The sequence below is a fragment of the Micromonospora sp. NPDC051141 genome (genome assembly GCF_044455765.1).
Taxonomy (GTDB): Bacteria; Actinomycetota; Actinomycetes; order Mycobacteriales; family Micromonosporaceae; genus Micromonospora.
The window spans coordinates 569,986-585,155 of the sequence record NZ_JBITFD010000003.1 but is presented as its reverse complement, the minus strand read 5'-3'; the positions used below and the strand labels follow the sequence as shown (position 1 = coordinate 585,155).

Here is a 15,170-nt window from a genome sequence, read left to right as displayed (position 1 = left end):
AGGCCCCCGGATGAAAGAGACCACCTGGAGACAGGTGAACATCAGCTACCCCGGCCAAAGCCGCCACGAACGTGAGCAGCACGCAATACGCCACCTCCACCGCGTCATCCCAGCCGCGGAAGCCACCGGCCTCATCACCGCCTGGTGGTTCATGCGCAAAGGACCATGGCGCATCCGATACCTACCCGCCACGAACGACGCCCCGCACCACGCACACCACGTACTCACCGACACCGTCACCTGGACCAACGACATCTACGAACCCGAGACCCACGCCTTCGGCGGCCCCGACGCGATGCACACCGCCCACAACCTGTTCCACCACGACAGTCATTACCTCCTGAGCTACCTGCAGAGTCGTCCAGTCGACCGGCGGGAACGCTCTCTCGTCCTGTGCACCGCCCTCATGCGTACCGCAGGACTCGACCCCAACGAACAAGGCGACGTGTGGGCGCGCATCGCCCAGCGCCGCGCCGAGCACCTCGACCAAAACCCTGCCCCCGATCCCCGCACCTGGGCAACCTTCACCGGCCAGGTCCGCCACCTGCAACAAGGCACGGCCCGCACCAGAGGCGACTGGCAGACCGCCTTCGAGGACGCCGGCACCGCCCTGCGAGATCTGCGCGACGCCGGCACGCTCACACGCGGACTACGCGCAGTCATCACCGAACACGTGATCTTCCACTGGAACCGGATCGGAATACCCGCCACCACCCAAGCCCGACTCGCACAGGCAGCCGCCGAAGCCATCTTCGGCGACGTCACACCGTCCCTCCGGGCGCTCCGAATCAGGGGCCAACCAAACCCCACACGGAACAGTTAAGCGATCAAAGAGAAGCGTCCACAACGTCGTCAGACGCTCAGGTGGTTTCCACTCCACGGAGGTCAGGTCATGGCGGGTACCACCCTCGACGCCCATGCCGCCCGCGACGTCGCCGGAAGCCCGACGACCAGGCGCCTCGAAGATGAAAGTCCCTTCGCCTGACCACGGCCGCCCCCTCCGCCACTGCACATTCGCAACCCATCGTCACGCAGCCCATGGTTGAAAGGACTCCTCATGCCGAAAACCGGCGGTGCCGATGCCGCATCAACCCACGGACCAGACATGAACTCGGTGTTGCCGGAGCTGCGGCAGACGTCGTGGGAGACTGGCATGCGCGCCCGGGCCGACGCGGGGCTGTTCACGGTGTTCAGCGAGCTTCCACGCCTCGTCTGGGCCGCACTCGTGGTGAGCTGGCGCGCCGATCGCGCCCGCTTCTCGGTAGTGGCCGCCACCACGGTTGGCGCAGGGGTGATGGCAGCGTTCGGGCTGCTCGCCGTACAGCGAGTTTTGGTGGAACTCTTCGCCGGCGGACCCACCGCGGATAAGGTGCGGGCCGCGCTACCCGCGTTGGCCGCGCTGGCAGTGGTGACCGCGCTGCGCGCCGGAATGGCCACCGCGACGGGGTACGCGCAGAACGGGCTGGCGCCCAAGATCGACCGCGACGTCGAACGACGCTTGTTCGAGGTGACCACCGCCGTGCGGCTGGAAGCCTTCGACGCCGACGCGTTCGCCGATGACATGGAACGCGCCTCGCGCGGCGCGAACTCCACCACCGGGCTGGTCCAGGCGACCATGAGCCTGCTCGCCGGACTCGCCGGCGTCGTGGCCGTCGCGGTTGCCGTGGTGATGGTCCACCCGCTGCTGCTCCTCGCGCTGCTGATCGCTACCGTGCCCAACGCGTGGGCGTCGCTGCGCGCCGGGCACCTGCGCTACCAAACCTACGTTGCGGGCTCTGTGAGACGACGCAGGCTCTGGCTGCTGCAACGGCTGATGGCCGAACGCGACTCCGCTCCCGAACTGCGCTCCTACGGCCTACGACAGTTTCTGCTCGACCAGTACGACCGTGTCACCGATGTCGAAACCCGCATCCAGCTCACGCTCGCCCGTCGGACCACTACAACCACCACCATCGGAGCGATGATCGGTGGAATCGCCAGGATGCTGGTCTACATCCTGCTCGGGCTGCTGCTCCTACACGGACACATCCCCCTCGCCGCCGCCGCGACGTGCGTCATCGCCCTGCAGGCCGCGCACCAATCCCTGTCCATGGCCACCTTCCACGTCGACAACATCTACGACGAAGGACAGCACTTCCGCGACTACACCGGCTTCCTGACCCGCTCCGCCGACCATCTCCCCACACCCCACACCAGCCCCGAGCCGGCACACCAAAGCGCCATGGATCAAGGCATCGCCCGGCTGAATACAATTGGTGTCGCTGGTGTCACTTTGCGCTACCCCGACCGCGACACCGCAGCCGTCGACGAGGTAACCCTGACCATCGGCGCCGGTGAGACCGTGGCGTTCGTCGGAGAGAACGGCTCCGGCAAGTCGACACTCGCCACCATGATCGCCACCCTACGCACTCCGACAGCCGGAACCATTCACTACAACGGCCGGTCCAGCGACGACTGGGACACCGACGCGTTACGGGCCAGGATCGCGGTCGTGACGCAGGAGTACCACAAGTGGCCATTCACTGCCGCCACGAACATCGCCATCGGAGACATCGCCGCCACCGTCGAGCAGGCCCGTATCGAGGCCGCCGCCGGCCGCGCCGTCGCCCATGAAATGATCACCGATCTGCCGCACGGGTACGAGACGCTGCTCGACCGGACCTTCGCTGGCGGCCAAGACCTCTCCGGCGGGCAGTGGCAGCGCATCACCGCCGCCCGCGGGTTCCTGCGCGAGGCCGATGTGCTCATCATGGACGAGCCGTCGTCCGCGCTCGACCCCCGCGCCGAGGACGCCCTTTTTCAAGCCATTCGCGACCGGCAAGGCCAGGCGATCACGATTCTCATCACCCACCGGCTGGCCAACGTCCGCCACGCCGACCGCATCTACGTCCTGCACCACGGCCGCCTCGTCGAAGCCGGCACCCACCGCGACCTCATGACCACCAACGGACGCTACGCCGAGCTGTTCACCCTCCAAGCCTCCGGCTACGAAAGTGGAATCACATGCCCGCACCAGGTGACCAATCCCGACGAGGAGGGCCAGCTCCCGCGGCGGGTCCAGCACCAGGTGGTCCGGTGAGCAGCGCCGCCGTTGACGGCGTGACTCCCACCGGCACCACTGAGACGATTCTGATCTGCCTGCGCGGGAACAGCGGCGCCGGGAAGAGCACGCTCGCTCGGACGCTGCGCTACCGGCACGGCCGCGGCTGCGCCATGGTCGGTCAAGATCATCTTCGGCGGGTCCTGCTCAGGGAACGTGACAAGCCTGGAGGTCTCGCGCCCGCGCTCATCGCGCAGAACGTCCGTTTCTGCCTCGACCACGGCTACCACGTGATCCTGGAAGGGATCATGCATGCCGCTCGTTACCGGAGCATGCTCACCGAGCTGCGCGACGCGCATCGCGGGCGGACGCTGTTCGTCTACCTCGACGTCTCGCTGCCCGAGACCCTGCGCCGCCACGACACGCGTCCCATGGCGGCGGAGGTGTCGCCAGACCACCTGCGCAGCTGGTACACCCCCCGCGACGTCCTCGGCTGGCCCGAAGAACTCGTCCTGCCCGAGAACACCACCCTGGAGCAAGCGGTCGATCGCATCGCCACCGCCGCCGGCCTGCCGCTGACAGGCCGCGACACCGACCTCCTGCCGGCCGCTCCGTGAACCGGCGCCAGGGGGACACCCGTACGTGCATCGCCACGATCTACCTCCGTCGCTACTGCACAGCACAGCTCTACCGAATCCCCTGCTCATGCAGAGCGGGAGAGCCGCCCACCGGCAGGCCAGAGCGCTCACTCAACTTCCCCGCGTTGGCTGGTCGGCTTAGGTCGCCAAGCCAGTGGCCGGGTCGAGCAGAACCAGCCGGAGCACGACGGTGCGGGTCACACCTTGATCGATCATGGCTTGGATGCGGTGGCGGCCCTCATTGATGTCGCCGTCGTCACCGAGCATGATCGGATCGACGGTGGTGACCAGGCAAGCCACGGCGTGCCGGTCTTCAGCGCCAAGGCCCTCGGCGGTGACCAACTCGCTGACGCGGTCACCGGCCGGTTCGCCGGTGAGGCCCTCGGCGTGAGCGGCGGCGAGCAACCGGATCGCGGTCTCCGAGGCCAGGGTCCAGTCCTGGCGGTGGTACGTGCAGCAGTCCTGCGCCGATGCTCGGGGGTACCGCTGGCGGATCCGGCGTTGGATTCCCGGCAAAGTGTGCCGCGTCATGCAGGCCGGGTGTTCCAGTTCCCGCGGTAGGGGCAGGTCCACGACGGGAGTGATGTCGTGGTGCCACTGCTCGATCCACGCCGTCACAGTGCTTCGACCGCCCACGTCGCGGTCCCGGGCGGATTCACTGGCCGGTCCGGGCGGACTCGTTGAGTTCAAGCCATAGGGCGGGCGGTTGTTTGGGTACGGCCGGCAGGTGCTCGGCACCTGCGAGCAGAGCACCGAGGCGCGGATACAGCTGCGGCAACTCGCGCAGATTCCGGATGTCCGCAGCGCCGGCGATAGCGCCCAGCGTCGTGTGGGCCAAACTCAGTCCGCCGTACTCCATGGCATCGCTGAACTTGACCAGCCATGGGTCGAATGCGGCCGTGTACTGCGGCTGGATAAGGTAGTTGATCTGAAACGGGGGTCGGATCGCGCCGACGGCGCCGCGCAGCAGCGTGCTCCGGCCGCCTTGAACCGGCACGGACAGCGGCGCTGCCTGCTTGTCCTGGCCGCCGTGCGCGGCGGCCAGGAGCGCCGGGTGCTGAGCGATGGTGGGGTCGAGCAGCCGGCCAAACGACTCCGCCCACAGCACCACATGGCCGTTGGTGGTGAAATCATCGCGAACCGTGGCCCGGCCGCGCACGCCGAGACTGACGTGGGCGATGTCGCCCTGCATCACCTCGGCATAAGCCGCCATCACCTCGCTGTCGAAGCCGAGGTGCTCTAAGGCGGTGGCGAGCTGGTAGCAGATCGGGACGCAGGTGTTGACCGGGGCGCCGCTCATCGCTTGGTGCACCACGGCCACCGCCGCGTATAGCGGCACCGTCTCGACCGGGCACCGTGCCAGGGCCGCCGCCATCCCGCTGACCGCGAAGACCGGCAGCCGCGGATTGTCCGGGTCGAACCCCGGCCGACGAGGCATCGCCTTGAGCCGGGCCGCCGGAATCGGATGCCGCACCGGCTCCCGCCGGTGACGCTTCGTGTTACGGGCCATCTCGCCCCCTCTCCAGACAGCGGCTCCAACGTGAAGTGACCCCCACCGATCCGTCCAGCACTACTCGATCGCTGCCGGCAGCCAGCTCAGTCAGCGTCGACAGCGGGCCAAGGAGCGGCATCCGCCTTCCGGCTCCGGTCACCAATCGTCTTTCGACATGAAGTCATAGCCACCGTCGTCGATCGTGTTCCACATCGCCTGCAAGGTTTCATCGGTGGCCGGGTCGAACCCGTCGCTCGGCATGCCGGCACGTTGTGGCCCTGAGTTGCGAGCCTTGGCTCGGGCCGCGTCGCTCTGCGACCGCCGACGCTGTTGCTCCTCCAGCGGCAGGCCCGCCCAGCGCCGCGGCATGGCCCGGGCCGCGTCGCTCTGCGACTGGCGCCGCCGGCGCTCAAGCTCCGGCACGACCGGCGACGCACCCGGGCCTCCGGCGCGTGCCCGATCAGCGGCGCTCTGCGCCAATCGACGGTCTCGTTCAGCCAGCGGCAACTTCGCCCACCGAGGACGCATCTCACCCATCACCCCATCGTGACGCTCCGATGACACATAGTCCAGAGACAGTTCACACCGCATGCGCGTGGCCGCACGGCCATATCCCGCACTGACCGACCTCCCGCGTGATGTTCACTCCTGTAGCGTGGCGCCACGCGGACGGCCGTGCGCCTTCGGCGGCGGCCAATGCCGAGCGAGCATCGCGAGCAATTGGTCTGGCTGTTCCGCGACCGGGCCAGCAGACGGGTTGGCCCTACGCCGCCGGCCGCAGGCAGTCTCAACTGCATGTCCGACCTCGGCTCCGCCCCGCCCTCCAGCGCCCCTTTCGGCAGCTCAAACCGCCAGCAGCGCGTCTCACACTGCTCACGCTCGACGCCGCAGCCTGCGAGCATCGCGACGAAAACACCCGAGACGCATGCCTGATGGCCGTTCGGTGCTCCGAGCCGCCCCGACACACCACCGCACAGGTCTCACCCACCGCCGCGCAGTCGACCTATATCGCGCGCTCCCCACCACAATCCGCGCAATGCGGGAGGCGAAAGTCCTCGCTGACATGCTCGCGACATAAGCGATGGCACACCGCTGCCCTCCAACATCGTCGGGTCACGCCGTGACTCGCGGCCTTAACCTAATGTCGGCCCTGCTTCTGAGATGGCGGTCGAGCAACCACCGCTCGCCTGCGGTGCTCACGGCGGATGACACATCGGGCGAGGCTGTAGCTGGATTTGAACTGGATCCGCCGTCAGGCAGCGAGCCCGTTCGGTGACCATAGCGGCAGCTCGGCGGGCTCCAGTTCCGCCCGGATGCGCACGAAGCGGCTGTGGTGCCGCCACCGGCCGTGTTCGTAGGCGAGGTCGACCTCGACCTCCGCGACGACGCTTGGGTGCACTGGTACGTACGGCAGGGGGCGCCGGTTGGCGAGCTGCCCGGTCCACGCCCCGGGCAGCGGCGCCGGCCACGGATGCGCGCCGAGAGCGGGCTGCAGCATGCCGGCAACCTCGCCGCGCTGCGCAGCGCCGAGCGGGTGGGTGCGAGCGACGTAGCGGAGCCGGCCCCGGGCGTCGAGCCGGCCCAGCAGCAGCGACCCGGGCGTGGCCACCGTGCCGGTGACACCTGCGATGATCGCCTCTGTGGTCGTGCGCGATTTGAGCTTAAGCCACCCCGCCTGGCCCGGGGTGTACCGGCTGGTGAGGTCCTTGACGACGATGCCCTCCACGCCAGCGACGACCCAGTCGCGCATCCACCCGCGCGCCTCGTCGACGTCGAGGGTCTGCGGGCAGACGAGCAGCTGCGGCGGCGCGCCGGTGAGCAGCCGCAGCAGCCGTACCCGGCGCTCGGCCAGAGGCAGGCGCAGGAGCTCTTCCCCGCCGACGTCGGCGAGCAGGTCGAACGCGACCAGGTACGCGGGGCGCGCGGTGACCTCGGCGGCTAGGCCCCGGCCGGCGGTCACCCGCCGCTGCAGCGCCGGGAACGACGACCGGCCGCTCACCGCGTCCCAACTGACCATTTCGCCGTCGATGACCGCCCCGGCACCGACGTGGGCCTGCAGGTGCCCGACGAGGTCAGGGAAGTAGCGGGTCAGGTCGCGCAGTTGCCGGCTCTGCAGGACAACCCGCTGCCCGCTGACCCACGAGATTACCCGCCACCCGTCCCACTTGGGTTCGTAGGCGAGGCGGCCGCGGTAGGTACGCGGATCGGGCAGCTCGGCGACGCCGGCCGCGCGCATGGGCTCGATCGGTGGCCGCAAGTCATCCCCTCTGTGGACCGGCGACACCTGCGACGCTATGCGCTCCCCGGCGGGCGAGCGGGCCGAACTCGGGATCCAGCACGGACCGGTGGTGCCCCCGGCCGAGTCGAACGCGCAGCCTCCCCGGTAGGAGCGGGTCGCTCTGCACACGACTCGCCCCGATCCAGAACGACGTCACCGCGCAGCTCAGCAGGAGCCGCCGCGGTGTCCAGCGCGCCTCGATCTATCGGATACACACCCGGGCGACCTGCCAGAACCGGAAAGGGCAGGTCGCACCCCGCTGAGGCCGGTCGCGGGCTTCCGGCAGGTCCGCCGGTGAAGTTCCGGGTGTCCGGCGCCTGCTTCCAGCGGCCGTCTCAGCCGTATACAGGCGACCGGCTGAAGAACCGAGGGAATCTAACCGCCGCTCGGGCCCGCAACCGACCCGGTGCGTCCTTTTCACGCCATGATGGGCCACCCTTTAGCCTTCCGCTATGCCCATCACACTCCCATTCCGGTGGATCGCTCACCGGCCAGCGCCGGCCGCCGCCGTGGTTCAGGTCTACGGTTGGCTGTTCGACGAACACGGCCGCGTGCTCGTGCAAGACACCCCGGACGGCCATAACCTCCCCGGGGGCAGCCCCGAGCAGGTTGACGCCGACGCGGTGGCCACCCTCCATCGGGAGGCCGCCGAGGAGTCACAGGTACGCCTCACCGATCCGGTGGTGCTTGGGCACGAGCTTGCCGGCGAACATGCCTACCTGCGCATGGCAGCGCGGATCGTCGGGTTCGACCCACGCCACCCGGACCCGGACGGTGGTCGCCTGCTCGGCCGCCGGCTAGTCCCCGTGACCGACGTGCCGCTGCTGCTCGGCTGGGGAGACTCGGGGGCGGAGCAGGCCGCTCTCGCGGCCCGTGTCGCCGAGAGCAGGTGGGCCCTGCCGGTGTGGTCGCCCACTGCCCCGCCGGCCGCCGTCGACTAACGCATCACCGAAGGCGCGACCATACGCAGGAATCGACCCACGGCAGCGTCATGGTCGAAGCGCGAAGTCAGCTCGTCCCGGCCCGCCCGGCGCATCCGGTCCCGCTGCTTCGCGTCCTGGCCGTGATCACCGCGCACCGGCTCCCGCCCAGTATTGGGCCAAGACGCCGGTCAACTACTCGGAGTAAAGGAGTGGTCTCACTTGCACTACCGCCCTTAATGCTGTATTATTAAGTCATCAATCCGGACGGCAGCCCGGGTCGACGACCGAAAGCCTCACCAAAGGAGTCATGTCGTGTTGGAAACCAATGCGGAAGTATTGCGGCCGGAAGCCCTCGGCATCGATCAGCCGGTCGGCATCCTCGACAGCCCCGATTCACTGGGCAATGCGGGTGTAGTGGAGAGTCCGGAGACGATCAACAGCGCCGAGGAGGGCAATGCGCAGACGGACGACACGGAGGGCCAGGAACGCGCGGTGCGCCCAAAACTGATGTGGGCGGACCCCAGGGAGCTTCGGATTCCCCCGCACCAGATCCGTAAGGATCTGGGCGACCTGACCGAGCTGCGCGACGGCATCGCAGAGGCCGGTGTTCTTCAGGCGCTGCTCGGCGTTCCGGGCGAGGGCGGCATCATCTACATCACGCAGGGGCAGCGCCGCCGGGCCGCCGCCATCGAGGCCATCGAGCTGGGCTCACCGATGGCGTTGGAAGTGCCGGTGCTGGTGCATGACAACATGTCCGGGCTGACCGCCAAGCAGATCGCGTCGATGTTGCAGGAGAACCTGCACCGTAAGGCGCTCACCGCCAGCGAGGAGGCCGGGGGATACCGTCAGCTCACCTTGGAGGGCTGGACTGCCGAGCAGATCGCGAAGCGGACCGGGCGCAAGAAGGCCAACGTCGAGCGGTCCCTGACCTTGGCGAAGCAGGGCACTCAGATCCAGAATGCGGTCGACAAGGGCGACCTGACGCTGGAGGACGCCGCAGAAGTCGCAGCCTTCGACGGTGACAAGGCGGCGCTTGACCGGATCCTGAAGAAGAGCGGATCGACGTGGGGCCTGCGGCACCAGGTCGCCAGCGAGAAGCGCAAGCGCAGGGTCGCAGACACCGCCAAGAAGCTGCGCGCCGAGTTGGACAAGGCCGGCGTCGTCGTCGTCGGTAAGCCGAAGGGGTTCCCGCACAGCAGCCGCGAGGTGGCCGTCAACGGTCTGCGTGGCCCCGAGGGCGAGTCGTTGAAGGACGCCGACGTTCGCAACAAGCCTGGATTCGCCGCGTTCATCGACACTTCCGGGCACGACGCTGCGGTGGTCGTGATCTGCCTCAACCCCGAGGCGCACGGCTTTACCCGGCACGGGGTGTACAGCACGTACGTCTCTCCCACCGAGGTCGCCCGCAAGGAGAGCGAGGCGGCGAAGGTTGCAGCCTTCCGCACGGCGTTGCAGACCGCAGGTGAGTTGCGTCGTACGTTCGTGGTGCAGACCTTTGGCAACGCCAAGGCCGCGAAGGCGCTCTACGTCCACGCGCTGCGCGCGACGCTGGCCGATCCGGCGCTGCCCGACAGCGGCCGGGACGAGCACGAACTGCTCACCGGGCTGGTTGGCATCGCTCCCGAAAAGGTTGACATCAACGACGCGGGGGAAGCCCGCCTCGTTCGTCTGCTGGTGGGTCGCTGGGTCGCTGGCAACGAGAGGAACCTCAACAGCTTCCTCGCCGCACCTTCCCGCTTCCGGAGCGAACCGGCGCTGAGCTGGCTCGACCGCCTCAGCGGCGCAGGCTACGGGCTATCCGACGCCGAAAGCGAGCTGCGTGAGTCGCTGACGTCCAAGCCCACCGACCAGTCCGACAGCGACCCCGATGGGTACGAATACGAGGACGACTACGAGGGCGAGGCCGAGGACGACGACTGCGAAGACGGCGACTCGGGAGACGCCACGCCGCTTCTGCACGCCGTGCCGAACGGTTTACTGACCGACGACGGCGCAACGTCCCCGTCCATCGATGCTCACCTGTTGCAGCCGGCCATGCAAGAACGCACCGCTGCATGAGCCCGTTGGGGGTGCCCGGTGAGTCCGGGCACCCCCACCGCATCGCGCTGCCCACGAGCGTGACGCTCCGTGGATACAACGTCAGAAGGCCGAGAGCCAGCCCGAACCATCCTGACCGCTACCCACTCAGGAACAAACTCTGGCCTCGCGCTCCGCACCGGATGCTTGATGGCCCGACGCCGACGCGCCGGGCCGCTACTTGTGCATGAAGATCACTGAAAGTCATAGGATGTTCACGTTCTCACCTTCGGCGGAAACCATGATCTTAGTGACATCGCCATCGGCGGCCCTCAACAGCAGGACCATCCTCTGGCACGGCGCTGTTACACTCGGCACCGATCTCACGGCGTGCATCCGCTCGTTGGCGAGGTTTTTGGTTGGCGGCCGGGGCGCTGCTGGCACCCGCTCGCGGGTGCATGTCCCCGGCCGCCGCACACACTGGCCCCCGATCCGAGCAGGAACAGACGTGTTGATTCGGGTCGTCGACGGACGGCGGATGACCGACCGCGCCGGCGCCGCCGAGTTCACCGGCCGCAGCGAAGAGACCATCGCGATCTATACCAGCCCGAAGCGCCGCGCCGAAGGCTCCGGATGGCCCGCACCGGTACCAGGCCCAGAGGGCGTCCTGCTGTACCCGCTCGATGACCTGGCCGCCACGATCGAAAACATCGCCGAGACGGCCCGAGCCCGCGTCCACTCCATCTCCCTCGACGGCGACCCCAGCGAGCTGATTCCCGCCGTCGAGTTCCGAGCACTCATCGACGCCAAGGCCAGCACATGGTCCAAGTACGTCGACATGAGCAAACCAGCGTGGGAGCGCGGCGAAGACGGGTATCTTCCCCGCCCTGACCTGGAGGAACCCGCGCCGAAGCGCGGCATCATCCGCTCCTGGACACGCCAGCGCGTGGAACAGTGGATCAACAACCGACCCGGCCGAGGCGCGGGAGCGGGCCCTTCGATGCGCACCGAAGAAACCGGCCCCACCGCAGCGAAGTATCGACTCACCATGGCCGCGATCCGACAGGACATCTCAGACGGCACCTTCACGCCAGGCCAGCCTCTACCCTCCGAAGTAAAGCTGGGCACCCGGTACACCGTCAGTGCCGGCACGGCCCGCCGCGCGTTGACCGAGCTTCACCAGCAAGGTGTCCTGATCCGCGGATCCGACGGCACATTCGCGCCGAACACGCCCCACAGCGAATAGCCCCTACAGCCTTGCAGGTGCGCGACCCCGCCGTTGACGCCGCACCACCTTTCGCCAGCCGCCTCAACTGCTAGGCGGACAGACTCCGTCCCGTCGATGTCGCCGCCAACTAGGTCTGCGTGCCCCCACAAGCGTCTGCGACGAGAACGAGCGGGCTCTCGATGACCGCAGGACGGCGGCGGGTTGTTGGGAGGAATTGTTCTCGCTTCCCACCGTCGACTCAAGGCAAGCCGAGCAGATCAGAGGCAGGACGACACCGCGCCTGCCTGGGCGTAGAGGTGCACCGCCAGAGATCGGCACCGCATCTTGACTCTTCTTGCACTCATCACCAGTATACTGTATTATTATGTATGCATCGATGCGACGAAGTCTCCCGAGCGCCGCAGCGGGTCGACCACAGCTCCCCCTGACCGCACGATGGAGGTACCGCCGGTGAATTCAGAGATCGACCACGACCCGTACATCCGCTGGATTGGCATCTGGCAGCGCAACACGACGCGCTGCATCGCCTGCGGATTCGAATGGTTCTTCCACATCCCCGAACGCCGATGGCCCCATCTGTGCGTCGACTGCGCCCACGCCGCCGACCGTCACCCGGAAGACCTCGTGCACTCCGCAGGGACCGCCCACGATCAGGGCCCCCGCCGGGTGCACGCGGACGCCGCTGCGGTGTACCGCGACCCGAGCACCGGTCGGCAGGCGTTCTGCGTCACCGATGGCATCGGCGACGACTACGAGCCGGCCACCGCCGCCTACACCGCCGCCTGGTCGGCGGCGGCTGCTGCCGCGACCGGAGGAGCCGCCGCTGGCCTTCACGCCGCGCGCACGATCTGGCACCGCCACTACGACCACGCCCCCGCCGGCCAGGAGGGAAACGCAGTCGCCGTCGTCGCCGCTCCGATCGACACCGCGAACGGCGGCGGCTTCGACATCGCCTGGTGCGGGGACGCCCCGCCTACACCTACAGAGCCGGCATGCTGACGCAGCAAACCATCGACCACACCGAGGCGCAGCACATGCGCGACACCGGCATGCCTGCCGAGTGGATCGGCCCGCGCGCGGAGAACACCGTCCGCGCCTCCATTGGGCGCGGAGCCATCGCCAGCATCCGCGTGATGGGCCCGGTCGGCCGACTACTGCTGTGCAGTGACGGCGTTCACCGCCACCTCTCCCCCGACACGATGAGCCGTATCCTGCGCGCGCATAAGGACCCCCGACGCGCCGCTACCCGGCTGGTACGCGTCGCACGCCGAGCCGGCAGCACCGACAACGCGACCGCCCTCGTGATCGACGCGCCCGCGAGCACGAACAGCCGCTACCACCACCCGCCCCTCGACTCGCACTCAGCGCTTTAATGCTGTATAGTTAAATACGCGAGGCAAGCTGGAAGGCGCACCGATAAGAAAGGCCAACGCCGATGTGGAACGACTCGGAAGACCGGATGACAGAACCAGGCTCCGTGGTGGTCATCGCCGCGTGTATCCGCTGCCAGAACATGACCTTCTGCGACCCCGAGACGGTGCCGAGCGTCTGGATCAACGCCGTCACCCGGTGCAGCCTGCGCCCCGACGGCTCGGACATCGAGCCCGGCGAGCCGGGCACGACGCGCGAACCGCTCTGCCCCGCCTGCGTGGTCGTCTTCAAGAGCGCCGACGGCCGCCCTCTGCCAGTCCGGGTCCTGTTCCCTCATGCCCGGCTCGACCGCATCACCGTAACCCGTAGCCCCAGCTAGCGCGGGCTGGCGACCACCGGCCCGCGCCACTGCCGCCGGCCAGCAGTCCGGCGTAACCCAAAAGCCCCGCGACGACCAAGGCGGAACCCATGATCACTATCAGCCACAGCCACTCCGACGGGACCACCCTCGACGGGTCAACACCGGGGGACGGCGTACTCGAACTCGTTGCCCTGCACGGCTTCATCTACCGCCGCTACGCCGGCATTCACGTGCCGCACACCCGCGACACGTTCTCCGACACCCACCGGATCACCGCCGCAGCCGAGAGCCTGCGTGCCGCCGGCTTCACCGTGACCATCACCATCGACGACCAGTGGCGCCCGGCAGCCGTGCGGGAAGCCGACCGCGCCGACCGCGCAGCCATCCGCACGGACCGGCTGTCCGAGCGCGCCACGACGGCCGAGGCCCGCGCGGACGCCACCCGGGAACGCGCAGATCAGCTCACCGCTGGCCGGCCGGGCGGGCAACCGATCCTGATCGGGCACCACAGCGAGAACAAGGCGCGCAGGGACCAGGAGCGCAGCGACAAGCTGCGGTTCACGGCCATCGACGAATCCGCGTACGCCGCTCGCCTGGGCCGCCGGGCGGACGGTGCGCGCGACAACGAGACCGCCAAGCACCAACCGCGCGCGATCGCCAACCGCATCGAGGAACTGAGCGCCGGTATCTGGCGGTGGGAACGCGCGCGCGACAACCCACAGTCCTCCGACGAGTTCCGCCGCCGGGCCCAACTGCACATCGACCGCGACAGCGAAGACCGCGCGCACCAGCGCACCAAACTCGCCGCGATGGCCCAGACGGGGCAGTTCGTCCTGTGGACCCGTGACGACTTCCGTATCGGTGACCACGTCCGCGTCAGCGGGTACGGCTGGCACCGGGTGACCCGGGTCAACGCCAAGAGCGTCAGCGTCGCCGAGGGCGGCTACCTCCCGACGGTCGCCTACCGCCACATCCACGGCCGCCGCCGCGACGGCCAGCAACTCGACACCCCCGCCGGGATCCCGTGGCCCGTGAAGCACGCCCAACGCGTCGGCCAGTGGGTCGACCTGCGCGCCCAGACCAGGCACGTCCCGACCGACTCCGCGACGCGACACAAGCGCTCCTGCGTGCAGGCAGCGCAGCGCATCGCCCACGGTTTGGACCTCGACGCCGCGGACGCGGAAGTGACCGCGTTCGCGCAGCAGGTCACCGACGTCGACAAGTGCCGCGAGTTGGCGATGTTCTACCTCGACATCTACCAGCACCTGTTCGACGGCACACCGCAGGCTGTAGTTCGCGCGGGTGTGACGCCGCTGGACATCATCCCGGCGTGGCGGCTCCCCGCCCACGATCCCGCCGAGCGGCGGGCGAGTGAACTGCGGCCGGGCGACCTCGTCAAGGGCCTGTGGGACTCAAGCAGCTCCGGACGTTACCTCTGGCGGCACTTCGCCGGTCCCGTCGCCGACGTCTCGCCGGCCCAGAGCCGTCCGACCGGTTCGTGGGTGAGCGTGACGCTCGTCGACGGCACCACGCGAGAGGACAAGACCTACGCGCGGTATGCCGTCTACCCGGCAGGCACGTGGGAAGCAACCGCCCCTGTCTGACCTGAGGTCGTGCCCGCCGGCCCCCCGCTGGCGGGCACGCCCACCCACCGCCGCACAGGCGGCGGCTATCCGGAGCGGCCTGACGGCCGCGCCGTCCGGCTGATGTCGCGGGGGGGGGGGGGGGGGGGGCGGGGGGCGCGCCGCGCGGGGCCCCCCCCCCCCCGGCGGGCGCGGGGGGCCGGGGGGGGGAAAGCGAAAAGAAAAAACCACCGCCCCCCC

14 protein-coding genes are annotated in these 15,170 nt (G+C 68.7%); 10 read left to right on the top strand and 4 right to left on the bottom strand.

From position 1 onward, the window contains the following. Positions 1-10 precede the first annotated feature (10 nt). The 3 genes from ACIA6B_RS07950 to ACIA6B_RS07940 all read left to right on the top strand — a co-directional run bounded on the left by ACIA6B_RS07950 (position 11) and on the right by ACIA6B_RS07940 (position 3,657). Positions 11-823, top strand: coding sequence for a thiopeptide-type bacteriocin biosynthesis protein (locus tag ACIA6B_RS07950; RefSeq protein ID WP_396772023.1), 813 nt, complete (start codon positions 11-13; stop codon positions 821-823). A 234-nt stretch (positions 824-1,057) separates the two neighbouring features. Further along, positions 1,058-3,079, top strand: a complete 2,022-nt coding sequence (locus ACIA6B_RS07945) for an ABC transporter ATP-binding protein (protein ID WP_396772022.1) — start codon at positions 1,058-1,060, stop codon at positions 3,077-3,079. 20 nt (positions 3,080-3,099) lie between these two features. Then, a complete protein-coding gene (locus ACIA6B_RS07940) occupies positions 3,100-3,657 on the top strand; it encodes a kinase (protein WP_396772094.1) in 558 nt (185 codons plus the stop codon). 159 nt (positions 3,658-3,816) lie between these two features. Here the strand turns inward: ACIA6B_RS07940 and ACIA6B_RS07935 are convergent, their stop codons facing one another. The 4 genes from ACIA6B_RS07935 to ACIA6B_RS07920 form a co-directional block, all read right to left on the bottom strand. Beyond that, positions 3,817-4,296 carry a hypothetical protein gene (locus tag ACIA6B_RS07935; RefSeq protein WP_396772021.1) on the bottom strand — a complete coding sequence of 160 codons (480 nt, stop codon included), beginning with the start codon at positions 4,294-4,296 and terminating at the stop codon, positions 3,817-3,819. A gap of 37 nt (positions 4,297-4,333) precedes the next feature. Further along, on the bottom strand, positions 4,334-5,188 hold the full coding sequence (locus ACIA6B_RS07930; RefSeq protein WP_396772020.1) for a hypothetical protein: 855 nt from the start codon (positions 5,186-5,188) through the stop codon (positions 4,334-4,336). A 138-nt stretch (positions 5,189-5,326) separates the two neighbouring features. Then, complete coding sequence (locus ACIA6B_RS07925) at positions 5,327-5,707, bottom strand: hypothetical protein (RefSeq protein WP_396772019.1); 381 nt, start codon at positions 5,705-5,707, stop codon at positions 5,327-5,329. 715 nt (positions 5,708-6,422) lie between these two features. Beyond that, positions 6,423-7,406: an ATP-dependent DNA ligase gene (locus tag ACIA6B_RS07920; RefSeq protein ID WP_396772018.1), complete on the bottom strand. Its 984-nt coding sequence runs from the start codon at positions 7,404-7,406 to the stop codon at positions 6,423-6,425. A 551-nt stretch (positions 7,407-7,957) separates the two neighbouring features. On the opposite strand from ACIA6B_RS07920, the gene ACIA6B_RS07915 reads away from it, so the two are divergent. From ACIA6B_RS07915 to ACIA6B_RS07885, 7 genes are all read left to right on the top strand, one after another. Beyond that, positions 7,958-8,389 carry an NUDIX hydrolase gene (locus ACIA6B_RS07915; RefSeq protein WP_396772017.1) on the top strand — a complete coding sequence of 144 codons (432 nt, stop codon included), beginning with the start codon at positions 7,958-7,960 and terminating at the stop codon, positions 8,387-8,389. Between the two features lie 294 nt (positions 8,390-8,683). Continuing rightward, positions 8,684-10,429 carry a ParB N-terminal domain-containing protein gene (locus tag ACIA6B_RS07910; protein ID WP_396772016.1) on the top strand — a complete coding sequence of 582 codons (1,746 nt, stop codon included), beginning with the start codon at positions 8,684-8,686 and terminating at the stop codon, positions 10,427-10,429. A 229-nt stretch (positions 10,430-10,658) separates the two neighbouring features. Then, positions 10,659-11,633 (top strand): GntR family transcriptional regulator, encoded by a 975-nt coding sequence (locus ACIA6B_RS07905; protein WP_396772015.1) that lies wholly within the window; start codon positions 10,659-10,661, stop codon positions 11,631-11,633. Positions 11,634-12,050: 417 nt separating this feature from the next. After that, positions 12,051-12,614 carry a hypothetical protein gene (locus tag ACIA6B_RS07900; protein ID WP_396772014.1) on the top strand — a complete coding sequence of 188 codons (564 nt, stop codon included), beginning with the start codon at positions 12,051-12,053 and terminating at the stop codon, positions 12,612-12,614. Beyond that, a complete protein-coding gene (locus ACIA6B_RS07895; protein WP_396772013.1) occupies positions 12,608-12,988 on the top strand; it encodes a PP2C family protein-serine/threonine phosphatase in 381 nt (126 codons plus the stop codon). The genes ACIA6B_RS07900 and ACIA6B_RS07895 overlap by 7 nt, the downstream gene beginning before the upstream one ends. Positions 12,989-13,050: 62 nt before the next feature. Beyond that, entirely contained in the window at positions 13,051-13,365 is a 315-nt protein-coding gene (locus ACIA6B_RS07890) for a hypothetical protein (RefSeq protein WP_396772012.1), read from the top strand. An 89-nt stretch (positions 13,366-13,454) separates the two neighbouring features. Further along, entirely contained in the window at positions 13,455-14,951 is a 1,497-nt protein-coding gene (locus ACIA6B_RS07885; protein ID WP_396772011.1) for a DUF3560 domain-containing protein, read from the top strand. Positions 14,952-15,170: the final 219 nt, after the last annotated feature.